Below are 24,817 nucleotides of genomic sequence, written 5' to 3'. Positions count from 1 at the left end.
TCACCAGGACGGAATCCTAGCCTGACTGACTCATCCACCTCATTTGCCCCGCCCATCTCACTCCTTCGGTCGTTGCCCGTGTCTGACAGCGCCTGCCCCAACGTTGGAATTATCTATAACGATGCCAAACCCGTCGCGGAAAAGACGGCGGCAGATTTGGTCGAACAACTGTCGGCCCGGGGCTGTCGGGTAATTTCCACCACGGGATCCGGTGGAATTTTAGGTTGCTCGCGGCTGAACCATCCTGTTTGTTCTTCGCCGCTTGAGCAGTTGGTGCCACCGGGGTTTGATCCATCCTTGGATTTCGCGATCGTCTTGGGTGGTGATGGGACGGTGCTGTCGGCCTTTCGGCAGTTGGCCCCGATCGGGGTGCCCCTGTTGACGGTCAACACCGGGCACATGGGATTTTTGACGGAAATTTACCTGAGCCAACTTCCATCCGCGATCGAGCAGCTCTTGGCGGGTAATTTTTCCGTGGAAAGCCGCTCCATGTTGGAGGTGCGGGTTTTTCGGGATGATGACCCCCTTTGGGAGGTGTTGTGCCTGAATGAGATGGTGCTGCACCGGGAACCCATGACCAGCATGTGCCATTTTGAGGTAGCGATCGGGCATCACTCCCCTGTGGATATTGCGGCGGATGGCATTATTTTGTCCACGCCCACCGGCTCCACGGCCTATGCCCTATCGTCGGGAGGGCCGGTGATTGCACCGGAAGTGCCGGTGTTGCAACTTGCGCCCATTTGCCCCCACTCCTTGGCCTCTCGGGCGTTGGTGTTTTCCGAAACGGAGCCGGTCACAATTTTTTCGGCAACCCAAAACCCGATCGTGATGGTGGTGGATGGGAATGCGGGATGTTATGTACAGCCGGACGATCGGGTGCGGGTGAATCGATCGGCCTATTCAGCTCAGTTCATTCGGTTGCAACCGCCGGAGTTTTTCCGAATTTTGCGTGAAAAGTTGGGCTGGGGGCTGCCCCACATTGCCAAGCCCACCTCGGTGGAGTTGCCCTAGGCGGCGCTTGAGGATGGATCCATCACCGATCGAAACACCGGGTCAATTTTCACTAGTAGCATGGCTGCCTTAATTCACTGGGTTAAATGACCTGGCTGTTACCGTCACCGGATCGTTAAGCAGCAAGGGGCTTAAGCCCCTTGTTACCACGACTGGCTCCGCAACTTTGACCCAATATTTTAAGGATGTCGCGCTACTAGGCTCAATCTCCACCTAATCAAAACCCAACCGCTCTCTAGCTTTTGGGTTGCTGTAGCAATTCCGTGACCAACGTGGCGAGTTTTTCGGCGGCTCCCGGCTCGCCCCGCACGGCCCGCAACCGATCGCCCATAGCCTGGAGCTGAGTGGGGTTGGCCAATAGGGCGATCGCTTGGTCAGCCACAACCGTTGGCGTGAGTGGCCCCACCAGTTCCGGCACGATCGCTTCCCCGGCCCACAGGTTTGGCCAAGCCAACATCCCCAGCCGACGCAAGGCAAAGCCATTAATCAACTTGGCAAAGAGGCCGCCCAAACCCGGCAGATTTGCCAACAGCCCCGGAATGCCATTCCAGGCCCGCATGGCATCTAACTGCTGGGTGGGCAACAACACCAACATGGGGCGCGCCAATGCGCCTAGTTCGGCCGTATTTGCGCCGACGGTGGTGAGGCATAGGTCACAGGTGCTGAGTAAGTCCCAGGCGGGCGATCGCTCCCAAAGCCAAATTTTTGTGCCCGCCGGGGTTTCCAGGTAAGGCAAGTTCTGGAGCGATCGGGGATCGGCCGGAGCGATCGATGCGGGTATTACCAAGCGGGCTGTTGTGCCCGAAACCCAATCAATTACAGGATTATGGGCGCGATCGGCATAGCGGGCCAAGGTGGACAGGTCGATCGTGGGAGCCACAGGAATCACAAATTCCGCTTGGGGCCGATCGGCTCGAATTCGATCGGCCGTACCCAGCAATAACGGCACGCCTTGGGCGAGTTTGGCGCTTTTGGAGCCGGGCAGCAGGGCCAGCCGTTCCCGATCGCCCTGTGGCGAATGGGTTAAACGGCCAGCCTCCAGCATCAGATCGCCCACCACGGCGACTTTGGAGGTGGCCCAGGGGGGAACTTGGGTGGCCAACCGGGGCAACCGCACCCCCACGCGATCGACCCAACGGAGCCAGCGTAAATCCCATTCCGCATAGATCACGCTGCCATAGCCCAAACGGCGGGCGATCGCCACGGCAAAGAACTGATCGCCGCCCAAAAACAACACCACACCTCGATCGCGCCAATCCCACCCTTCCGCCGTCCGTCCCCAAAGTAAAAAGGGCCAAAAGGCCGCAGCCCCTTGCACCCGATCGACTTCTGGAAATGATTGCACCACGGCCGCTTCCTGACCCGTTGCATTGGGACAGGGGGCCAAAACCACGGAAATTCGCAGGCGCGATCGATCCGCTCCCCACTGCTGCCGCAAGGCTTGCACCACCGGTCGCACCCAAGTGGTGACCTCTCCGGGGCCGTTGGACAAAATTAAGAGATCCAGCGGCTCGGCAGCAGTTGACATCATCTCAGGGGCGATCGGGCGGGAAGTCGGCATGATTGGTGCGATTGGGGCAGCCCCATGGGGCGCAAATCCAGCAGGGTGATGAACAGGATGGGCCAATGGGCTGGTGAATGGGTTGCATCAGCTAGCCGATTGTCTCAGACGGTCGATCTTCCTTGCGACCCAACTTCCCCGATCGCCGGGATGGAGCTTAAAGGCAATTCAGCACATTCAGTTGATCTGTCGGTCGGTTGAGCGATCGCACAGGAATCCATCCCTGAACCGGCTGATTAATTTGCATCCACACCGCGCCCCCGGCCGTGGTGGACTCCCGATTTAACAACTGCACTTCACTCCCGGCCGCCACACCGCCGCGCCGGGGACTGGTTAGGTCGGGGTTGGCATGAACCGACAGGCCTTCGCCATAGACCACTCGACGGCACAATTCCGGCTTGATCGGATTTTGGGGATTTTGGGCCGTGGTGCAAGGACGCAGGAACGCGGCCGCAGCCCAACCTTCCACCGTGCGCGAGCCATTGCCCGTGATGACTGTGGCCCGCACAGGAACCCAGCCATTGCGGGCGCTGCCTGTGACTTCCAGGGTGCGACCCTTGGCGATCGTACCCAAGATGGGCGCGTCGTCATCGGCCCGGCTGCGAATATTCAAGGGGCGATCGCTCGTGGCCACCATTCGGCAAGTGCGGGGCGGCGTGACCACTGCGCAGGGCCGCAGAAAACTGCTGGCCACCCAACCTTCGACGGTGCGCGAACCGTTGGCGGTGGGTACGGTGGCGCGAACCTGTACCCAACCATTTTGAGGGCCGCCAATCACGTCCAGGGTGCGACCCTTGGCGATCGTGCCCACAATGGAGGCGTTACTGTCAGCACGGCTGCGAATATTCAAGGGTGAGCCGTTGGTGGTGACCACACGGCAGTTGGCTTCAGCGGCCGCGGCCGGTTGGGCCGTTGCCCCCATTGCCAACCCACCGGCCACCAGGGCCACCGTCAACAGCATTGCTTGGCCATAACGCCGAGCCAGGTGGGCCGAGCGAGTCCGAAGACCAAAAAGGGACTGATCCATAGGGAAAATCTGCAACACAGCAAGCATGGTGATTCATCCTGAAGATGCATCCCCGCGCTGTTGATAGAGCGAAGGGGCAGGTTTGCAGGAGTTGCTCCCATTCTGGTCGAGCGATCGAGCGATCGCCCAGGATTTGGATCGATCGCTCAATTGACCATTTTGGGGAGCATCGATCGCCCCTCGATCGAGCAAGATTTTGCCCCCATGCGGTGATGCTGCTGAGCAACCCGCAGGCTACAAGTCCCGATGGGTAAAGGGTTTAGCCTCGGCTCCGGCATAGGTGGCCGCCACATGCCCCTGGCCCGTTAGTCGGTACTTATAGGTCACTAGACCTTCTAGCCCAACGGGGCCACGCGGTGGGAGGCGATTGGTGCTAATCCCCACCTCAGCCCCGAATCCGTAGCGGAAGCCATCGGCAAAGCGCGTGGAGCAGTTGCGATAGACTCCGGCCGCGTCCACTTCGGCCAGGAAGCGATCGGCGGCGGCATCGTCTTCCGTCACAATGGCTTCCGTATGGCCCGATCCATAGGTGGTGATGTGGTCGATCGCCTCGTCCAAGTCCGCCACCAGTTTGATCGACAAAATCAAATCGCTATATTCCGTCGCCCAATCCGTTTCCGTCGCCGGGGTGATCTCGCAAATGCCTTGCAACAGCTCACAGGTGGGCGCATCCCCGCGCAATTCCACCCCCTTGGCCACCAGGGCCCGGGCCAGCTCCGGCAACCCCTGCGGGGCGATCGCCCGGTGAACCAACAGGGTCTCGATCGCATTGCAAGCGGAAGGATATTGGGTTTTGGCATCCACCGCGATCGGCACTGCTTTGGTTAAGTCCGCGGCCTCATCCACGTAGAGATGGCAAATGCCGTCCGCATGGCCCAGCACCGGAATTCGCGTGTTGTTTTGCACAAACTGCACAAAGGCGTTGGATCCTCGGGGAATAATCAAATCCACGTAGCGATCGAGTCGCAACAGTTCTAGGGTTTCCTCCCGCGTGGTTAACAGCCGCACGGCCGCCGGATCCACCGCCGAATTAGCCAAGCCCCCGTGAATCGCCTCAATCAGCGCTTGGCAGGAGCGCACCGCCTCTTTGCCCCCTTTCAGGATCACCCCATTCCCTGAGGCGATCGCCAGGGCCGCAATTTGCACCACCGCATCGGGGCGAGCTTCAAAAATCACCCCCAACACCCCCAGCGGACAGGTCACCCGCTCCAAAACCAGCCCTTGATCCAGTTCCCGGTGAATTTGTCGATCGCCCAAGGGATCCGGCAACTGGGCCAAGTCGCGCACCCCAGCGATCGCCCCCGCCAGCTTCACCCCGTCCAGCTTCAGCCGGCCATAAAGTGCCGAAGAAATTCCCTCCGCTTGGGCCGCCGCGCAATCTGCTTCATTGGCCGCCACAATCGCTGCCGCCCGATCGCTCAAAGATTGGGCCACCGCTTCCAAGGCCGCCCGCCGATCGGCCGTCGGCAGCAGCGCCAAAGCTCGGGCCGCCTGGCGGGTTTGGCGCGCAAGATCAACCAACGTGGGTGCAGATGAAGCAACAGTCATGATTGCAAGAGCACAGGGAGCAAAAGGGGTAGAAGACAGTATAGGCAAGGACGGCCCATCCCATGGGTCATGACTCCGTTTGGGATCGGGCGAGGTTGGTTGGTGGGGTTTGAAGGTTGATGGGGTGACAATACATCCCGATCGGGAGGGTTTATGAAGAGGGTTTATAAAATTTTGTAACAACACCCAAACCGGGTCTCAGGGGGGCAAAAGGTATCTAGGCGGGCGATCGCAACGATTTTTGATCCTTAATGTCTAATCGTTACTCAGACCCACAGAACCGAGAAAGGCTTGTGAAATAAAGGCTTTCGCCATTGTCAACCGCGATTTAACGGACTGCCATCGGGTCACGCGCTGCCCTGGAACTGCCTCAAACCCGCGAAGTTGCTACAAAACTTTCACTTCACATCGAAAATTGTCGGGCTAGAATCGCTGGAAATACCGAACTTGAGGCGTTTCCATGAACAAGGGCGAACTGATTGACCAAATTGCAGCAAAGGTCAATACCACCAAAAAGGAAGCAGATGCCATCTTGACCGCTGCCATTGAAGTGATCATGGATGCCGTGGCAGAGGGCGAAAAGGTGACCCTGGTGGGGTTTGGTACGTTTGAGCGCCGAGAGCGCCAGGCCCGCGAGGGTCGTAACCCGAAGACCGGCACGAAACTGAAAATCCCCGCCACCAAGGTTCCGGCCTTTTCAGCGGGCAAACAGTTCAAGGAGTCGGTTGCTCCTTAATTTTCGGCGCAAACTCTAGGCGCAAATTCCAACTCTCAGGCTCAACCCCCTAACCATTGTTCGATTGTTAAATTGTTCAATTTTTGTTGGCAAAGGAAAGCCCCGAGCTGGTTTCGCCAGGCCCAGGGCTGTTTTTTTACCTAGGGGGTGAGTTCCGATGAACTGGGGGCATTGGGCCGGGACACACCCGGTCGCCACCAAGGCAGCAGGGGCCGCAATGTGCCGTCGGGTTCGGTAGGCTGATCCAGCATGGGGTTGGCTTCGGTGTCCCACCCATCACAGGGCCGCATCTGAGCGAGGGTCAACACCACTCGATCGACCGCTGAAACCAAGGTGTCGCCATCTTGACCCGGTTGATTGACCAACACGCTAAACACCAAGGTGTTGTAAAGCGGGTGTTCCATGTAGCCCGATAGGGCCCGGACTCCTCGGAGCGTGCCGGTTTTGGCAGAAACACGACCTTGAACCGGTGTGTTGCGGAAACGACGGCGCAGCGTGCCGGTTTGACCCGCGATCGGGAGGGAACTGCGGAAAATGTCGCTTCCCTTAGCTTCGGTCATGGATTCCAATAAATGGACAAAGGCACGGGGCTGCACAGCATTGCTGCGAGAGAGGCCAGACCCGTCACTCATGCGATATTCACCACGATTAACGCCCAAGGGAGCCAAGGCCCGTTGCACGGCCCCGGAGCCACCAATCGATCGAAACAGAGAATCGGCGTAGCCATTGTTGCTGTTGACGTTGATGGTGCGCACCAACGTGCCCAAGTTGGAGTTCTTGAGCGGGGTTTGACCGTCATAGAGTTGCAGGGCCGCCGCCGTCACAAACAATTTCATGTTGGAGGCGGGAATCAGGGCTTGGATGCTGTTGCGATCGAACAGGACGTTATTCCCGGCCAGGGTTTCTACCCGAATTCCCCAGCGGGCTGATCGAAAAGCAGGCGCATCAATAATGCGGCTTAAGGCTCCGGCCAGTTGGTTGCTGCAAACCCGAGGCGTTTGGGCCAGCAGGGACTTGCCTTCCACGGTTTCGATCGGTTCCTGCTTGGCGGTTTCCGGTTCGATCGAGTTCGGTTCGATCGAGTCCGGTTCGATCAACTCGGTCTCGATCCCCGGTTTACGGGTGACGGTGGTTCCGGGAACCAACTCCGTTGCAGAAGCCGGATTCAGCGTTTTAGACAGCGGTTTTGGCGCGCGCGCGGGATCCGTTGAGGGGTTAGGCGCGGGGGCTGGTGGCGGCGCGATCGCCTCGGTTTGTGAAACGCTAGCCGGTTCAGCGGTTGTGGTTGCTTGGGAGTTGGCCAGGGCTGGTTCAGTCAGCAAACCACCACCCAACGCCAAACCCAAACCAGCCAAACCAGCGATCCATCGGGGTTGCTCAGACATCTGTTGGATTTCCCTTAAAGGCACGACCGTTCTGCACATCCCTGACAGTCAATCCAATCCTCAGGATTGGGACGGGACACCTGAACCAGTTCCACAAGGATCCAACCGGTGATGGGCGGCCGTGTTCAACGGCTGCACCCTTGGGCGGTGGGAGAGGAACGGCGCGATCGAGCCGGGTCAGTGACCCCAGAAATTGATCGCACTCAGGACAAGCCCATTGACTCGGATGGCAACTCCGAGGACTTAGCGACTAGGGCGATCGCAAAAACGGGTGTGAGTCGCGGCGATCGTCCAACGGCCTTGGCCGCATGGCGCTAACCCTCAGCAAATCTGAGGTCATCAGGCTCGTGATGGCCCATCGGCACAAATTGCCCTCAAGAATATCAGACCTCGGCCAGTGGCCTAGCTGGATCAACTGGCTGGCGATCCCCGCCTAAGCCGGCTCTTCACCATCCGAAAACTCCCATCATCACTAGCTTTTTCCCGATTCTGGTTTGGGGATCGCCGCTTCGGCTGTTCGTCAGCAAATCCTGAACTATTGGAAAAATTTGGGCGATCAATTTGGTCGTAGGGATGGGGTCTCCCCACCCAGCCCCCGTGATCGATGCAACCTAATGCAATTGGCGCGCAATGGTAGGATGGCTTCTGGTTTATTGCAAGCTATTCTCAGGTTTTTGGCATGACCGTCGCCGATCGCCGCTGGCCGCCGCTGAACTTTAATCGCTTCCGTTTGCGCCCCTTCAGCTTCACGGAAGGGTTGTGGATCTGTGCAACGGTGTTGGCGGCGGTGGCGGTGGGCGTGCCGCTCCTGGCCTCAATTGCAGCCGCCCTGAGCGCCAGCGGCCAAACCTGGAACCACCTCACCCGCACTGTGTTGGGGGAATATGTGTCGGCTTCGGTGGGGCTGGCGGTGGGGACGGCGGGCCTGGCGATCGGTCTGGGGGTGGCGACGGCTTGGCTGGTGGTGGCCACTCAGTTTCCCGGGCGGCGATGGTTTGAATGGCTGTTGCTGTTGCCCTTGGCCTTCCCGGCCTATCTGTTGGCCTATGTCTACACGGATTTGCTGGACTTTTATGGGCCCATTCAGTCTTGGGTGCGATCGCTCACGGGCTGGAAATTTGGTGAATATTGGTTTCCCCCCATTCGATCGCTGCCCGGGGCCATTTTGATGATGGGCCTAGTGCTCTATCCCTACGTTTATATGCTGGCACGGGTGGCCTTTCTGGAGGGAGCAGCCAGCCTGCTGGAGGCGGGCCGCACCTTGGGACTGAATCCCTGGCAGGGGTTTTGGCGGGTGGCTTTGCCCATGGCCCGGCCCGCGATCGCCGGAGGGGCCGCTTTGGTGATGATGGAAGCCCTGGGCGATTACGGCACAGTGGAATTTTTTAGCGTCAACACCTTTGCGGTGGGTATTTATCGAACCTGGTTTGCCATGGGTGATCGCCCGGCGGCCTGTCAACTGTCGGCCCTGCTGTTGGGGGCGGTGTTGTTGTTGGTCTGGGTGGAGCAACGATCGCGCGGTGGGGCTGGCTATCGATCGGGCGGGGCCTATGCGGTGCAAGCACCCTACTCCCTCCGTGGGTTGCGGGCGATCGGGGCCTGGGTGGTTTGTGGGTTGCCGCTGCTTTTGGGGTTTGGGTTGCCGGCCCTGCTGCTGGCCAGCATGGCAATTCGCAATCCTAATAGTCTTCTTGATCCCAGCTTCTTGCTCTACGTGCGCAACACCGCCGTAGTCGCTAGCTTGGCGGCGGTCACGGCGGCGATCATTGCCGGAGCTGCCGTGTATGGGGTGCGAGTGGTTTCGGGGCCCCTGATGCGGTTCCTGTTGAAACTCATGGCGCTGGGCTATGCGATTCCCGGATCCGTGGCCGCCGTGGGCGTTTTGATTTCGGTGGGTTGGGTTGATCAACAGTTGGCGACGCAACCCTTGGCGATCGCCTCGGAAGCGGGAGCCGCATCTTCGGGTTTGTTGCTGAGCGGCACGATCGGGGCCTTGATTTTTGCCTATTGGGTCAGGTTTTTAGCCCTGGCCCTGAACCCAATTGAAGCGAGCCTCGATCGGATTGTACCCAACCTGGATGGGGCGGCCAGAATTGCTGGATTGTCGCCGGGGGCCGTGTTGTGGCGCGTCCATGTGCCCATGCTGCGTGGGGGGCTGTTGACGGCCTTGCTGTTGGTGTTTGTGGATACGGTGAAGGAGTTACCGGCCACGCTGATTGTGCGCCCGTTTAATTTCGACACCCTGGCCGTGCGGGCCTATCAGTTGGCCTCCGATGAACGGATTGTGGATGCGGCGGGGCCCGCTTTGGCGATTGTGGCGGTGGGAATTGTGCCGGTGGCGCTGTTGAGTTGGCAAATTTCCCGATCACGCCCCCGTCGCCTACCCAACGAGTTTAGGTAGACTCATTCCACTCGGGCTGTTCGATCGGGATTTCGATCAAGAACTCCGTGCCGCCCCCCTCTGCGGGCCGACAATCAAGGGTTCCGCGATGTTTTTCCACCACAATTTGATAGGAAATGGACAGGCCCAGCCCCGTGCCTTGGCCCACGGGCTTGGTGGTGAAGAACGGATCGAATAGCTTAGAGCGCACTTCATCGCTCATGCCGTTGCCATTGTCGGCAATCAGAATCCGCACCCACTCTCCGGACATCAATTCCGTGGTGATCGTCAGCCTGGGCATCACGATCGAGGTTGCAATGGGGCGATCCTCAAGGTTGTCAGTGATCCAAACCTTGCTGTTGTTGCCGCTGCCGGCCACGAGAGAGGCTTCTTCCACCTGGGCCGATCGCAAGGCTTGGGCCCGCAAATTGCGCGATCGCCCGTAACGGTCTTCCAAGGCATCGATCGCATTGCTAATCACATTCATGAACACCTGGTTCAATTGCCCCGCGTAGCAAACCACCAGGGGCAAATCACCATAGTGTTTTTCCACTTCAATTCCAGGGAAATTGCTATTGGCTTTGAAGCGATGTTGCAAAATCAGCAGCGTATTTTCGATGCCCTCGTGGATGTTCACCGGCTTCATTTCCGCCTGATCCAATCGCGAGAAATTCCGCAAGGAGGCGACAATCTGCCGGATCCGTTCCGCTCCTAACTGCATTGATTGCAGGGTTTTGGGCAAATCATCACAGAGGAAATCCACGTCAATATCCCGCGAGAAATTGGCCACCGCTTCCGTCGGCACAGGATAGCTATCCCGGTAGTGCTGAATGAGCGAGAGCAACTCTTGCGTGTAACGGCGGGCATAGGTCAGGTTGCCATGGATGAAGGTGGTGGGGTTATTGATTTCATGGGCAATCCCGGCCACCATTTGCCCCAGGCTGGACATTTTTTCGTTCTGAATGAGCTGAGTTTGGGCGGTTTTCAGCTCTTGGAGGGCAGTGCTGAGGCGTTTGGCTTGATCTTGGGCCTGCACAGCGGTGACCTGGGCCTTGGCATAGAGTTCCGCTTGGTCGATCGCGGTGGATAGTTGGTCGGTCACAGCCCGTAACAGCTCCACTTCCCGCTCACTCCAGGTGCGCACCTGGGCACTTTGGCCGCATTCAATCACCCCGATCGCCCCGGAACGGGTTTGCACCGGCAAGGCCAGCAGGGAACGATAGCCCCGATCCTCCATCATTTGCCGTAGGGTGGGATTATCTAACCGCGACACGTCATCGGCCCGCACACATTTGCTCCACATCAACTGCTGAAGGAAGTAGCTGGCGTGGATATGGTGATAGGGGCCGAGGGCGCTGGGCACGGCTGGGGTACGGGACTCGTTCACCACATCCCAAGCCGGAATGCCGCCGCCTGCATCGGTGATATACCAAGCGAAAAGACAGCGATCGGTATCCAACAGGTTACGGATGCCTTGGACGGCCGATTCCAGCACCGTATCCAAATCCAGGGAGTTGCGAATTTGGGCCGCCAACTGAAACAACAGGGCCTCGCGGCGGGTGGTCAGTTCCTGGCGGGCTTGGGCGCGGTCAATCCCCACGGCGATCGCGCTGGCCAACCAACCTAGGGCATCCTGCACCGCTTCCGCGAAGGGTTCCACACGATAGAGCGCCAACGCACCCACCAGCCGATCCTCCACCACCAGCGGGAAGCCCGCAAAATGTACTTCTGTGCGGGATCTGCCTTGATGGGGAATCAGGGCGCATTCACTGCGGAATAGGGGATTGCGCGATCGAGCCACGGCCGCCACCGTGGACAGCTCCGGAGTACTCAGGCTGATTTTGTCTCGCAGGGCATCATCGAGCAGGGGGATATCCAGGTGCAGCGCATTGTTGGTGTTGCGGTTGACCTGGGCTTGCAGGGTCAAGTAGGTGGGATCTAAGTCCACCGTCCAAACGCGGGCCAGGTTGCAATCCAGTTGCCCGGCCATCATTTCGGCGCAGGTTTGCAAAATTTCCGAGAGTTCGCCCCGTTGACAAAGGGCCACGCCCACTTCCGCTTCCAAAATCGAAAGGCGCGATCGCTCCATTAGGGTTTCCTGGGCCCGTTTGCGATCGGTGATGTCCTCAACCGTCCCTTCATAACAAACCAGCCGCCCAGCATCATCGAGCAGGGCGGAAGCATTTTCCGAAATCCAAATATGTTGCCCATCCGCTCGGTACACTTCTGATTCAAACCCGGAAACGCTGCCGCTGGCCTCCAGCATGTTCAGCAGTTCCCGTGCCCGATCGATCTGGACGTAGGGCGGCCCACCCATGCGATCGAACGCTTCGATCAGCGCGGTTGGTGACTCATAGCCATAGAGGCGAGCCATGGCCGGGTTTGCGCTCAAGTAGCGTCCATCGGGCAGGGCTTGGTAAATGCCCTCGATCGCGTTTTCAAAAATGCTGCGGAACCGTTCTTCGGCTTCGCGCACGGCCCGTTCTGCTTCCTTGCGTTCGGTGATGTCGATCCCCAGCACAAAGGCCGCTTGGTCATTGTTGTATTTTTGGGCCACCACCAAATAGCTTTCGATGCGATCGCCCACCGGTCGCGACACTTCGCGCGTGGCCTCTTGGATCGGAGAAGCAAAAAATTCCGCCACAAATTCCCGAAATTCTTGGCCATAGCCCAAAAAGCCGATGTCTTGGCCAATAAATTCTTCCGGGGCACGGCCAAAGCTTTCGGCCAAGTGGTGGTTCACTTCCAGGTAACGCAAGTCGCGGCCCACCCGCGACACCGTGCCGGGCACAGCGGCCAAAATCGCTTCCAGTCGATCCTTCAGGGTGCGCAGGCTGGCTTCCGATCGGCGGCGCTCCGTGATGTCTTCAACTGTGCCTTCGTAATAGAGCAATTCACCGTCTTCGTCGTAAACCGCCCGGGCCGATTCGGAAATCCAAATCCGGCGGCCATCGGCCCGGTAAACTTCCGACTCAAAATTGGCAAGGGATCCCTTTTGGCGAATTTGTTCAACAAATTCCTTGCGGCGATTGGGGTTGACGTAGAGATTTTGGGTGGCATTCAGGGCCAGCAGCAGCACATCGGGCCCGCTGTAGCCATAGATGCGGGCCAAGGCTGGGTTTGCGCTCAAGTAGCGACCATCGGGGGTGGTTTGGAAAATGCCCTCGATCGCGTTTTCAAAGATGCTGCGGTATTGGGCTTCGGCGGCGCAAACGGCCGACTGGGACACTTGTAGGCGATCGAGCGTGGCGTTCAAAATAGCCGCCAACTCCGACAACTCATCGGTTCCGGGCATCACCTCCACCCGCTGAGTCGGGTTGCCGCTGGTGCCGATCGCGCTGACCTGTTCACTCAGCCGCATCAACCGCGCCAACACCAAGCGCTCCAGCAGCAGCAGGGTAATGGCCCCAAAAATTAAGCCCCCCAACACCAACAGCACCAGCGTGTAGCGGAGGCTAATTAGCCCTCGGTTATAGATGGCGCGATCGAGTTCAACCCGCACTAACCAAGCTGGCTGTCCATACAAATCGTCCAACAGGGCATAGCTGGCCAGGCGATTATCGGAAAGGGTTTCGATCGCCACCGTTTCCGTACCCAACAGCAGGGCCTTCACCGCTCGGTGGCGCAAAACCTCCGGCCCCTCAGCTCTCGAGTTCGATCGGGAATCATCGATGGCCGGGGGCATTGTCGCGGCGGAAATTCTGGCAACTTTGGGCGACTGAGGTGATTGGGGTTGGGTAGATTCGGGTTGAACGGATTCTGGGGGCGTAGCAATCAGCCCGGCTGATTGCGGTTGAGTTTGTTCAGTGGGCTGAGCCAGCGCTGATGATTTCGATCGCTCAGGCTCTGATCGTTCAGGTTTCGATCTCTCAGGTATTGACGTAGCCGGTTTTGGTGCGGATTGCTGCGGTGTTGATTGTTGTGCTGTGGACTGTTGCGGTGCTGGCGTGATGTCAGGAGCCGATCGCGCAACGAGGGGCAACTTGGCAAGGGCTGAAGGTAGCAAAGACCGGCGGCCAGAACTGGCCGGGAGCTTGGCCCAAGCACTCGATGGTTGCACAATCCCATGCAAACTTTGCAGGCTCAGGTTGAGTTGCGTTAAGCGGCTGACCCGTTCAATTTCCGGCCCAGCCAAAAACCGCCCCAGCAACAAGGTTCCGCGAATCGGCCCCTCTGCCTCGCTGGTGACGATCGGGCGAGCCGCCACCATCATCGGCCCCTCGGGCAATTGCAGCAGGCCATGAACGGCGCTGGTGGTTGATGAGTGGGTGAGCAGTGGGCTGCCCGGTTGCAAGTGTTCCCAAAGGCTGCGGGGAATCGGCACGCGCTGCCGACTTTCCAGGTTGTAGCCCTGTTGCAGGAGGGGCTTCCCCGATCGATCCAGCAAAATTAGAGCATTCAGCCGCAAGTAGTCGAAGGTGCGATCGACAAAGTTCGATCGCTCATAGGCAGGATCATGGGTTTCCACAAAACTGTAGGTGGTGTCCCATTCGGAATAGTCCCGCGCCGTCGCATCCAGATCCGTGGCGTTGTCCATCACGACGCTGATGGCCCGCTGCACATCGCGCTCCACCTCACGCCGCTCAAGCTGGCTATAGCCATCCAGCAGGAGATTGGAGGATGTTGTGAACATCACCAAGTTTAAGCAGAGCAGCGCTAGTCCAACAATGACCAGCGTTTTGAGCCGTAATTTCAAATTTGCTACCTCCTACTCAAACCCCTGGATGCGTCCCTGAATGACCGGCCCGAATTTGGGTTTGGGTCTTGGCCGCGATCGGGCGATGTGTCTCTGTGCCTTGATGGGAACCGCCACAGATTGTTCGTTGCAGACTGTCTATTGCAGATTGTCTGTTGCAGATTGTCCGCTGGAAACCATCCGTTGCTGACTGTCGATCGCACACTATCTATCGCAGGCTACCCATTGAAAACCGTCTATTGCAGACTATCTATCGCAGGCTACCCATCGCAGGCTACCCATCGCAGACCAGCCATCACAGACAAATCATTGACGAGCTGCCTCGCGCTGGCCGACTCGGCTGGGCAGTGTCTGAATGATGGTGACCCATGGGGGCTGCCGTTTCTTGTTTCAGCGATCGCAGCCCAAAGTCGGGACTGAAATCGAGTAGCGCCCTATTCCCTATTCTGGATCGAATTGATCAAATCTTAAGGAGATTGGATCCCAACCGGGGCCACCCTGAGTCTAAATAACCGCCTAATCGCACCCTAACAAATCCCTGACGAAGCGTTTTGGTTAAATGAGGCTCGTCTGCGATTTTGATGCACCGATGGGATGGGCCTTGGGGGGTAGCACCCCAGAGCTGTCGAGCTGCCAACTCCAATGGTTAGCCTAATCCAATCGTCGAACAGCCGTTGGTCATTCTAGCGATTTGTGGATGGGCACGTTGTCATGAAACAAACAGGTTGAGGAGTTCAAGTCGGAAATTCCAGGGTGGGAATTGGGAATGTGGGGCGATCGCTGTTGTGGAGCTTGCAGCCTCCCTCTAGACCTCAAGCTTTTGCTAGGTTTCAAGGACTGCGCTAATTGCCTGGGCGATGGTTTCATTGCCATCCAAGGTAAACCGTTGGCCGGGCTGGGAAGGCGTGGGCGCTGCTTGTAAAAAAGACCAATCTCCCTCAAAAAATTCGGTCGGTTGCAAAATTTGGTGGGAAGTTTGGGCTTGAATTTGGTCTAACAAGATGGGGGCTTCGGCAAATCCATCGCGAGTGATGGTGGCCACGGTTGGGCCTGTGCGGCAGGCTTCGGCAAAGGTTCCGTAGCCGGGTTTGGAAACGATGCGCCCACAAAGGGGCATGAAGTCCACGGGCCGAAAGGGGCGATCGCTCGCGTGGTGTTCGATCGGGTCGAGCACTTGGTATAGGTTGGGCAAGTCCGGGGCCGATCGGTCAAAGGTGATGAAGAGCCAGTCGGGAAATTGCCGCAGCCGCTCGTAGGGAATTTGTTGCAAGCCCAGGCCGCCAAAGGTGAGCAAAACGGTGCGATCGCGCGGGATATCTGGTAAACCCAACTTATCGCGCAATTCCGCCGCACCATAGCGGGGTGCGCCGCCCGTTAAACCCACATCGGTTTGTTGGGGAAAGCTGGCCATGGGTTCGTGAAAAGGCAACCGAAAGAGGCGATCGCACCGATGGAAACGATCAGCAATCCAGTCCGCCTCTTGCTCAAATTCGCCACCCCAATCTCGGTAAATAAAATCCCAGCCGAAGTTACCGACCGCCCAGCAGGGCAGACCCGCCGCTTGGGCAATGTCGATCGCTAGGGGGGGCAAGTCGGCCAACACCAGAGCCACACGCCCATTTTTGACAGACATTTGCCGAATGAAGTCCACCTCTGCCGCCACAATGGCCGCCGCCCGCGATCGCAGAGCCTGGAGTTGCTCCAGAGTCGTTTGCCGGTCAATTTGCAAACTATCTTGCTGCACCACGCCCACATCCAGCGCCCTGGGCCGGTAAAGAAATTCACCGCTGATGTAGGAACCGAGGAGCCAACGGGGGGCGGTGGTGACCAAAATCGGCAACAGGTCAGGCCGCAGCCGTTGCAGGGTATCAACTAGGGCAGCCGCTCGGGTGGCATGGCCAAATCCATGGGCAGTAATGGCAACGTAAAGGATGGGACGGGTCATGCGGCTGGGGGGTGGGCCATGAAATCCGGTCTAGAGGTCTCGAAACAGGGTTTGCACTTTTTCCCAGGCATCGGCGGCGGCCGCTGGATGGTAGCTCGATCGGCGATCGCAGAAGAATCCATGGTCTGCGTCGCGGTAACGGAAGATGCGGAAGTTGCGCCCGTGGGTCACGAGGGCCGCCTCTAGGCGATCGAGCTGGTCAATGGGAATCAGCGGATCGGCCAAGCCTGCGAAAAACCAGAGCTTACCGTGAATTTGGGAAGTGCGGGTGACGGTTGGCTCGCCGCCCCCGGGACAGAAGGTGGTGATCCCTGCGCCATAGAACGCAGCGGTGACGGCGACTTGGGGCAGGGTGGCCGCCAAATAGGCCACATGGCCCCCAAAACAAAAGCCGATGCAGCCCACGGCTCCGGCTTTGGCGTTGGGTTGTTTTTGGGCAAAGGCGATCGCAGCTTGGATATCCGGCAGCAGTTGATCCGCCTTGGTTAAGTCCTTGTGTTGTCGGCCGAGGGCTAGCTCCTCGGTGCTGTAGCCCACGGCAAAGCCCGGAGCGGTGCGCTGAAACAGGGCGGGGGCGATCGCCACATAACCACATCCTGCCAGGCGATCGCAGAGATCTCGAATGTGATCATTCACCCCAAACACTTCTTGAAGAACCACGATCACCGGATAGGAACCGGCGGCCCGAGGGCGTGCTAGGTAGCCCTGGAGGTCAATCCCTAAGCCAGGCTCCTGGGGGGGAATGATGGTGACTTCGCGGCAAATTTCAAGAACCATAGGCGCAACCTGGCAACGGAGTCATTACATCGCCGCGATCGTCTGCAATTGTGACTGCGATCGGGACTGCGATCATCGATGCGATGAACTTCCGCGAACTTTCATGAACTTCCGTTTCAGTCTACCGGGTTCGGCGAATTTCGCCGTAAGCGGCGATTAATTGCTGGGCAATGGCTGACCAACTGTAGCGATCGCCCGCACAGCGTCGGGCGTTTTGGCCGCGCTGTTGTCGTTCGGTGGGTTGGGTTAATGCCTCGCGCACGGCCCCGGCAAAGGAAGATACGTCGCAAGTGCAAACCCAGCCCGATCGGGTGTCGGCCACATCGGGCCAGATATGCACCTGATCGGAAATCACCACCGGCACTCCGGCGGCCATCGCTTCAGCCACCGCAATTCCGAAGTTTTCATAGTATGACGGCAACACAAATAAATCGGCTTGGGCCAGGAGCGATCGCTTCTGTTCCCCGGTCACGAAGCCCACAATTTCCGTGCGATCGCTCAGGTGCGATCGGTTCAAATAGTCTGAAATCGATTGTTCATAGTCTGGATCCTGTACATTGGCCCCCGCCAACACAAACCGAAAGGGCAGCCCCGACACGGCCAGCGTTTCCAGCGCCGGAATCACAATATCCAATCCCTTTTTGCGATCGAGCCGTGACATAAACAGCACCATCGGCCCCGCTTCCTTGGCCGGTTGCGCCATGGGTTGTTCACGGAGCGGCGGCAACGGAACTCCCAAGGGAATCACCCAATCGCGGGAAATGGCCCCAAACCGTTCAGAGATTTTGCACTCCTCCGCACTGGTGAAGTGAACAGCAGCGGCCTTGGCTAAATTGCGCCGCTCCAGCAGCCGCCCATACCACCATTTCAACTTTGCCTTTTTCCGCAAATCCAGCGGATCCAGCGTGCCCAGGGGCCGCAGCACGTAGGGCAACTTGCGCCACCGACAGACGATCGCTGCCATGGTGCTGATGGGCGAAAACAGGGCATGGATGTGGGCCACGTCGTATTCCGGTGCGTGTCGCCAGAGCCACCACAACAGCCCGATCGAGAACTTATAGCGTCGCCAGGGGGCACAGCGAAAGTAATAGATTTTGTAGTCCTTTTCCGGCACAGGCTGGGCGATCGGCACATCCAACGGAGCCTGCCCCGCATCCCCATTGCTATCGGTGGTTAGCAGCGTCACCTGCGCCCCCGCCGCGCCCAGGGCCTGGCTTAGCCCCAACACCATCTGGCTCGGTCCGCCATAGACCAAGGACACGGATGGCACAATTTGCAACAGGCGCAAGGGGCGTGATTCGGTCATGAGAGGCGGACTCCAGCAAGAGGCGATTAGAGCGGGGGGATGAATGCGATCGCCGGGGTCGCACGGCCTGGGTGCGTCGGGCCTGTGGATTAACGATCCCGAATGATCCCGATCGAAGGGGGCATCTGAATCATGATGATCTCAATCATTCATCCAGTTCTTTACCCCTGTTCAGCACCCGTTTTCAGCAAGATTGGCCAAAACCGGGTTTTCCAACCCTAGCCTACCGAAGTCCAACCGGGGGCGGGCAATGGCAATCGGCTGTCCAAACCCATGATTGTGTTGCGGTTCTTAATCAGCCGTTGATGCCGACGTTGATACTGGCATTGATATTGAGATACAGCCCTTATCTCGATTACTAAGCACAGTTGTCTGTAGGGTGGGCAGTGCCCACCGAACCGTTGATTCATGGCATTTGCGATATGACGTGCCAATTATTTTAGGTAAAGGCTGTATTGACATTGATATTGATGCCGAAAATACCCCACAGTCTATTCAATTGCCGCTTGGCGTTCGATGAGTTTGATGGCAATCAGACCTATTTCAACCCCATTCGTAGCCTAGATAACTGATCTAAACTATGTTTAATGACATCTTCGTCAAGATTCTCTAAAAGTCAGCGATTCAAACCAGTTTCCATGACTCAGTTTTCATGACTCAGTTGCTGATGCTAACGGCACAATTCGCCCACAGGATGGGTGTGCGCCAAGGGCAAGGCTGAAACCCCCTGAAGACTGCTGATCTTGGCTTCCTTGACCCGCTTCGATCGCCCCTGGGTCATCCTGGACAGTTGGTGAGCAGGAGTTTTTACTCACCAGTTTCTTAAAAAATGCTGCGTAATAAGACCGAATATGCTGACAAAGTTACCTTCGTTGATGTAACACTTTGAGTCAGCATGATGATACAGGCGAAATAACGAGCGATTCCCCCCATCATTTCGCTGCAATTCAGCAAAAATTACTAAGTAAAAATACACATTGCCCATTCTGAAAGGGGCATTTTGATTCTGATTCTGTTGATCATGCGGGCTAGCTGGCAAGTTATTTTGAGGCGTAAGCCATGTCTCTTGGGTTTTTGGTGCCGACTTTGATCTGTGTGGCTGCGGTTTATCTGGCTCCACGATGGCAGGATGAACCGTCGCTGATTCTGAACGGTGTGGCGATTTTGAGCTTTCTGGTGGCCTTGGTTTTGGCTCCCTGGGAAGTTCAGGTGTTGCTGTTGCTGTCGGTGTGGTGGGTGGCGCGGTACGGTCTGCGGTCTCCGGAGCCGGTGGAGGTGCTGGAGTCGGCGGCCTTGGGCGATCGGGCGGAGTTGGCGGATTCGTCGGTGGCGGCTGATGAGGCGGAATTAACGGCGGTTAATGCGTCGAATGCGGCGGCCCATGCAGCGAATGATTCGATTTTGGGGCATCCCCATTTGGCGGTAACCGATCGGGTATATCGCGGGGTAATTTGGCATCTGCCCGATCGTGGGGGGCTGAAAATGCCGAAAAAGCGGCAGGAAGTCACTTCCGAAACCACCGAAGCCCCAGAGGTTGAAGCAGCTAACCAAACGATCGAGCTGAAATATCGCGGGGCCACGTTCCGCCGTAAGGTCTGACCCAAGGTCTAACTGCTGCTGGACTCAAGCTGGCGGTTCCCCTCAAATTCCGCTGGGGTTTGCCATTTCGATTTTGGCCGAGCGGATGCCATTGCTAATATCAACGGCATGGCGATTATTTCTTCCAAGTCAATCGGCGGCGGCAATCCTGATCCCCAGCCTCCCCGCAAGCCCGCTAGGCGATCGAATTCCCCGCGATCGTCCGTTTCGCCGTCGCTGCTAGATCCGGTAGCCACGCCTGAGGAGGCTCACCAAGATGCGGCCAAGCCCGCTCACCAGTCTCCTCAGGGCGATCGACCCGATGAGCGTGTGCGCCCCCAACGGCTAGCGGACTATGTGGGGCAGCAGGATTTAAAAGACGTGCTGACCATTGCGATTCAAGCGGCCCAGGGTCGTCGGGAGCCGCTGGATCACCTGTTGCTCTATGGGCCGCCAGGCTTGGGCAAAACCACCATGGCTTTAATTCTGGCCGGCGAGATGGGTGTGTCTTGCAAAATTACGACCGCACCGGCTCTGGAGCGCCCTCGGGATATTGCCGGGCTGCTGGTGAATTTGCAGCCGGGAGATTTGTTGTTTGTGGATGAAATCCACCGGTTGCCTCGGGTCACTGAAGAAATTTTGTATCCAGCAATGGAAGATTTTCGGCTGGATGTGACGGTGGGCAAGGGCCAGAGCGCCCGCACCCGATCAATCCCGTTGCCTAAGTTCACCCTGGTGGGTGCAACAACCCAGGTGGGGGCCCTCAGTTCGCCCCTGCGCGATCGCTTTGGCCTGATTCAACGGCTGCGGTTCTATGAACCCGAGGAGCTGGCCTGGATTGTGTTGCGGACGGCGACAATTTTGCAGGTGGCGATCGAGCCAGACGGGGCCGCAGAAATCGCCCGACGATCGCGCGGGACACCCCGGATTGCCAACCGTCTGTTGCGGCGGGTGCGGGACTACGCGCAAGTGAAAGGAGCGGAAACCCAAGGCAAAACAACCATTGACGGGGCGATCGCGGCGGCGGCCTTGGAACTGTTCAACGTGGATCCTCGGGGGCTGGATTGGACCGATCGCCGACTCCTGAGCGCCATTATTGAGCAGTTCAACGGCGGCCCCGTGGGTCTGGAAACCTTGGCAGCCGCCACCGGGGAAGATGCCCAGACGATCGAAGAGGTTTATGAACCTTATCTGATGCAGATTGGCTACCTTCAGCGCACCCCTCGCGGCCGCGTTGCCACCCCCGCCGCTTGGCAACACCTGGGCTACTCTAAATTTCTCCCCGCGTCTCTTGACTCTCTAGTGGACTAGAGAATAGAAAATGGGTTTGCTGCCCAGCCCTAGATCCCAAGATCCTGTCAGTACAATCTTGTGGGCAGCTTTTTTCAGTCTTTTTGATCGTCTCGATCGGCCAGCTCCCAACGCCTCAGGTAAACCCCCTTGGCAGCCCCGGCTGATCGCAGGCGTAATCGCATCCTCAAAACGCCCCACCGCAGTGCTGGTAACCGTTAGGGGTTCAGGAGGCCAAATTCTTGAACCGCTGGCAAAAAGTTGCGGTTTTCGTGGCCGGGCTGGCTGAGTTTAATGAGCGCAAATCGCTGCAATTCACTGAGCGATTGCCACTGTTGATGACTCACTGTGACTCCAACCCGCGCTGCTTGTGCTGCGACTGAATCGGGCAAGTCGGCACTCAGCCAAGGAAACGGGTTTTCCAGGGGCAAATCTTTGGGAATTTCACCCGATCGCGCTGCCACCAACTCGCGCAATTCCTGGCGATAGGTTTCTTGCTCGGGCAAGGTGTCGCAAGGAGCCAAAACTAACCGCAAGCGATCGGCCTCAGACAGTTGGTTCCAGTGGTGCAGTTTGAGTTTAATGCCGACTCGATCGAGCCGGTAGCGAACCACCATGGGGATGCACCGTAACCCAGTGATGAAGTCTTGCTCAAACTGGAAAAAAGGTGAGGCTTCCGAAACGATTGTTGGGCGATCGGCCATTGTGGGTGAATTGGTTGCTGAATGTTTCGTGACTGACTCAAAACCCATAGGAACCCTGAATACTCTGTTCTTGATGTTCTCAAGATAGTTCTGACCCATGGAATCATAAATTGCAGCTTGCTATTTTTGACGATCTTTCTCTGAAATTTCTGACCAGGGACTGCAATTTCAGGCTTGTCTAGATTTAATCAACGATTGGTGATGGCTGCGAAGTTTTGCGCTAGCATTGCCTTAACCAATTATTAACCAATCTCAAGGGATCACCAAAGATGCTCCTGAAAAACCAAGTCCAAGGTGCAATAATTCACCAGGGCTGCCAAGCTGAGACTTGAATTTCTTGGGACTTTCAGCTAGTTCCTAAACATCCTGATCCATTTTGACGATGATTAAGCAACCCGATCGCCCCCGCGATCGAGCCAATTCATCAACTCACCCCTGTCAAATATTTGTCAAAACAGTGGCTTTAGGGAAAACACAGAGAATCCTGTATTAAATCATTCCTGATCCGTAGTCAAAACCACGGACTCAACCGATGAACTCCGCGCTCTGTGTTTATTTTGACCGGGTTGAATTGATGGCTGTTGTATGAATGACCAGGCGATCGTGGCTTGGCTCAGGCCTACTCCGCTGATCGTCGAGAGTCATTCCCTGACGCTGTTCTCAACAATCAAGACAACCTTAAAATTAGCCACCAATCAATCTGGCACTAATAGTTATTGGTACAACTATTGGTGTTGAATCATAACTTTCAAGATAGTGATGCTCAACAGGATTGCGAGGGCCGTTACCTTTGGCAGCAAACTTTTAGAAATGAAATTGAACTGCAAACCAATGGCTTATTCAATTGGCTGATTCAATTTCCTCAATGGCTGGCAAGTTGCCTGAAAGATAGAATTAAATCTGCATCCCAAAGCAATTGATCAAACTGCCTTTTTTTAATAGGTCAGACCTACAATCAAAATTCCAGATCAGGACATCAACATATGGCGATCGATCTTAAGCAAATGGCGCAGGAGTTGCGACGCGCTCCTATTCTTTCTGACTGTTCTGTACAAGAACTGGCGAGAGTTGTGCCCTATGCGGTCGAGCATTTTCTGGAAAGTGGCCAAGCCCTATTCCAGTCAGGCAACCCCGCCTTAACCCTCTATTTTGTGCGCCGGGGCAAAGTGCAGCTTTGGGCTGGAGGGCGTGTCATTGCGGAGGTGGAGCATGGTTTTGTGGGCGAAGAGGCGGCCGTTTCCTCTGACTACTACATGGCCGACGCGATCGCGGTTGATAACACGGAAGTGATCGCCTTGCCCCGCGAGGCTATTACCAAAGTGGCCGGTGCTGGCACTCCAACCATCGATCGATTCTATGCTTCCCTGCTCAGTCATTACAGCGGACAGCCTAACCGAGAACTGGAGAGTCGATCGCCCATCAGTCAGCTCAAGCGCAATGATTGGGTTCAGTCCTGTGGTTGGATTCTGTCAGTGGTGATTCCCGGTATTTTGTACTTGATTTTGAGGGAAACTGCGGAATTTGACTGGAATTCCCAAATGTTTTTGATTGTACTCACATCCACCATTGTGATGTGGGTTTTTGGGATGGTTCCTGAATTTATTCCTGGTCTTTTTTGCATTCTGTCATTGCTAATTTTAGACATTGCTCCCAGTGAAGTTATTCTTTCTGGCTTTGCATCGGGCAGCTTTTTTATGGCGCTCAGCCTCTTTGGGTTGGGAGCTGTTTTGATGGGATCAGGATTAACCTATCGCCTAGTTTTATGGCTCTCTCGATTCATTCCTAAAACAGAAAGCTGGTATGCGACCGCTTTATTTTTAACCGGATTGGCAATGACCCCCATTTTGCCCTCGGCTAATGGTCGAATTGGTCTGCTATCACCGATTTTGACAGATACCATTGATGCCACAGGGGTCAAACCAGGTGGCAAAGCTGCCAGCCATCTTGCCTTTGCTGCTTTTAGCGGTGCTAGCCTGCTTTCCCATGTTTTTCTAAGCAGTAAGTCGGCTAATTTTGTAGTTTATGGCCTCTTGCCTTTACAGGTTCAGCAACAATTTAGTTGGGTTTATTGGTTGCAGGCGAGCTTGGTGGTGGGGATCGTGACCCTAGTGTTGTATTTTATCTCCACAAAATTCCTGTTTAGCAATAATCAAGCCTTTGAAATTTCCCAACAACAGGTGGAAGCTCAGGTGGAAACCCTAGGGCCCTTGAGCAGCCAGGAGTGGATTTCGCTGGTCAGCACGATCGTGTTGTTGCTGGGAATCGTCACCGCATCCATTCACAAAATCCAATTGCCCTGGATTGGTTTGGGGGTTCTATTTCTGGTGCTATCGCTGGGGATTCTGAAAAAAAATGAATTTCGCACCCAAATCGACTGGCCATTTTTAATCCTATTAGGCAGCTTGGTCGGAATTGCAGAAGCCATGTCCTACTTAGGTCTCGACACGCACTTTGGTGGGTATCTGACTTGGCTCAGCGATTCTATGAAGTCCAACTTTCCCCTTTTTATCTTTTTATTGAGCCTGACAATTTTGGCTGTGCGGTTTGTGATCCCCAACACGACGGCCGTGGCAATTTTTGCCACAATATTAATCCCGATGGCAGAAAGCAACGGGGTAAATCCTTGGATTGTGGGAGCGATTATCCTAAATATCAGCGATGCCTGGTTTTTTCCTTACCAATGTTCCTACTACCTACAATTTCAGGAGCTATTGGACAAACAACAACTTTTCAATGAGCGTTTAATTTTACGAGGCAATTTCCTGGCAACGCTGATTCGCTTCTTTTCAATCTATTTATCATTGGGATATTTCCGCACCCTTGGAATTCTCTAAATCGTTGCTGAAGACCATGAAATCAACTTTGAGAGACTC

16 protein-coding genes are annotated in these 24,817 nt (G+C 56.5%); 7 read left to right on the top strand and 9 right to left on the bottom strand.

All coding sequences use genetic code 11. The features are described 5' to 3' along the window. Window positions 1-78: 78 nt before the first annotated feature. Entirely contained in the window at window positions 79-1,011 is a 933-nt protein-coding gene (locus AMR42_RS02865; RefSeq protein WP_099532014.1) for an NAD(+) kinase, read from the top strand. 235 nt (window positions 1,012-1,246) lie between these two features. Here AMR42_RS02865 and AMR42_RS02860 read toward each other — a convergent pair whose 3' ends face one another. The 3 genes from AMR42_RS02860 to AMR42_RS02850 form a co-directional block, all read right to left on the bottom strand. Continuing rightward, on the bottom strand, window positions 1,247-2,572 hold the full coding sequence (locus AMR42_RS02860) for a lipid-A-disaccharide synthase (protein WP_234406541.1): 1,326 nt from the start codon (window positions 2,570-2,572) through the stop codon (window positions 1,247-1,249). 157 nt (window positions 2,573-2,729) lie between these two features. Continuing rightward, window positions 2,730-3,626, bottom strand: a complete 897-nt coding sequence (locus tag AMR42_RS02855; protein ID WP_099531965.1) for an SH3 domain-containing protein — start codon at window positions 3,624-3,626, stop codon at window positions 2,730-2,732. Between the two features lie 207 nt (window positions 3,627-3,833). Then, the gene (locus tag AMR42_RS02850) at window positions 3,834-5,147 is read right to left on the bottom strand and encodes a glutamate-5-semialdehyde dehydrogenase (RefSeq protein ID WP_099531964.1); all 1,314 of its coding nucleotides are present in this window, start codon (window positions 5,145-5,147) and stop codon (window positions 3,834-3,836) included. Between the two features lie 460 nt (window positions 5,148-5,607). On the opposite strand from AMR42_RS02850, the gene AMR42_RS02845 reads away from it, so the two are divergent. Further along, entirely contained in the window at window positions 5,608-5,883 is a 276-nt protein-coding gene (locus AMR42_RS02845; RefSeq protein ID WP_099531963.1) for an HU family DNA-binding protein, read from the top strand. A 140-nt stretch (window positions 5,884-6,023) separates the two neighbouring features. On the opposite strand, the gene dacB is transcribed toward AMR42_RS02845, so the two are convergent. Continuing rightward, entirely contained in the window at window positions 6,024-7,268 is a 1,245-nt protein-coding gene (dacB, locus tag AMR42_RS02840; protein ID WP_158234331.1) for a D-alanyl-D-alanine carboxypeptidase/D-alanyl-D-alanine-endopeptidase, read from the bottom strand. A 111-nt stretch (window positions 7,269-7,379) separates the two neighbouring features. Between dacB and AMR42_RS02835 the strand changes: the two genes are divergently transcribed. Both AMR42_RS02835 and AMR42_RS02830 read left to right on the top strand, forming a co-directional pair. Then, window positions 7,380-7,586 carry a hypothetical protein gene (locus AMR42_RS02835; RefSeq protein WP_099531961.1) on the top strand — a complete coding sequence of 69 codons (207 nt, stop codon included), beginning with the start codon at window positions 7,380-7,382 and terminating at the stop codon, window positions 7,584-7,586. 361 nt (window positions 7,587-7,947) lie between these two features. After that, on the top strand, window positions 7,948-9,669 hold the full coding sequence (locus tag AMR42_RS02830; RefSeq protein ID WP_099531960.1) for an iron ABC transporter permease: 1,722 nt from the start codon (window positions 7,948-7,950) through the stop codon (window positions 9,667-9,669). Here the strand turns inward: AMR42_RS02830 and AMR42_RS02825 are convergent. From AMR42_RS02825 to hpsP, 4 genes are all read right to left on the bottom strand, one after another. Further along, window positions 9,662-14,281, bottom strand: a complete 4,620-nt coding sequence (locus AMR42_RS02825) for a PAS domain S-box protein (protein WP_158234330.1) — start codon at window positions 14,279-14,281, stop codon at window positions 9,662-9,664. The genes AMR42_RS02830 and AMR42_RS02825 overlap by 8 nt on opposite strands. An 886-nt stretch (window positions 14,282-15,167) precedes the next feature. Further along, window positions 15,168-16,289, bottom strand: a complete 1,122-nt coding sequence (locus AMR42_RS02820; RefSeq protein WP_099531958.1) for a glycosyl transferase — start codon at window positions 16,287-16,289, stop codon at window positions 15,168-15,170. 30 nt (window positions 16,290-16,319) lie between these two features. Then, entirely contained in the window at window positions 16,320-17,066 is a 747-nt protein-coding gene (locus AMR42_RS02815; protein WP_099531957.1) for a dienelactone hydrolase family protein, read from the bottom strand. A gap of 121 nt (window positions 17,067-17,187) precedes the next feature. Next, window positions 17,188-18,354 carry a hormogonium polysaccharide biosynthesis glycosyltransferase HpsP gene (hpsP, locus tag AMR42_RS02810; RefSeq protein ID WP_099532013.1) on the bottom strand — a complete coding sequence of 389 codons (1,167 nt, stop codon included), beginning with the start codon at window positions 18,352-18,354 and terminating at the stop codon, window positions 17,188-17,190. A 1,077-nt stretch (window positions 18,355-19,431) separates the two neighbouring features. Between hpsP and AMR42_RS20160 the strand changes: the two genes are divergently transcribed. Together AMR42_RS20160 and ruvB are read left to right on the top strand one after the other, a co-directional pair. Next, entirely contained in the window at window positions 19,432-19,971 is a 540-nt protein-coding gene (locus AMR42_RS20160) for a hypothetical protein (RefSeq protein WP_158234329.1), read from the top strand. A gap of 108 nt (window positions 19,972-20,079) precedes the next feature. After that, complete coding sequence (gene ruvB, locus AMR42_RS02795; RefSeq protein ID WP_234406539.1) at window positions 20,080-21,261, top strand: Holliday junction branch migration DNA helicase RuvB; 1,182 nt, start codon at window positions 20,080-20,082, stop codon at window positions 21,259-21,261. Window positions 21,262-21,458: 197 nt separating this feature from the next. On the opposite strand, the gene AMR42_RS02790 is transcribed toward ruvB, so the two are convergent. Next, window positions 21,459-21,992: a nitrate reductase associated protein gene (locus AMR42_RS02790; protein ID WP_234406537.1), complete on the bottom strand. Its 534-nt coding sequence runs from the start codon at window positions 21,990-21,992 to the stop codon at window positions 21,459-21,461. Between the two features lie 935 nt (window positions 21,993-22,927). Between AMR42_RS02790 and AMR42_RS02780 the strand changes: the two genes are divergently transcribed. After that, a complete protein-coding gene (locus AMR42_RS02780; protein WP_099531953.1) occupies window positions 22,928-24,778 on the top strand; it encodes an SLC13 family permease in 1,851 nt (616 codons plus the stop codon). The last annotated feature ends 39 nt before the right edge of the window (window positions 24,779-24,817 follow it).

The organism is Limnothrix sp. PR1529 (assembly GCF_002742025.1).
Classification (GTDB): domain Bacteria; phylum Cyanobacteriota; class Cyanobacteriia; order CACIAM-69d; family CACIAM-69d; genus CACIAM-69d.
Note: the sequence above shows the minus strand (reverse complement) of the source record. Positions and strands in the feature narration are given on the sequence as shown.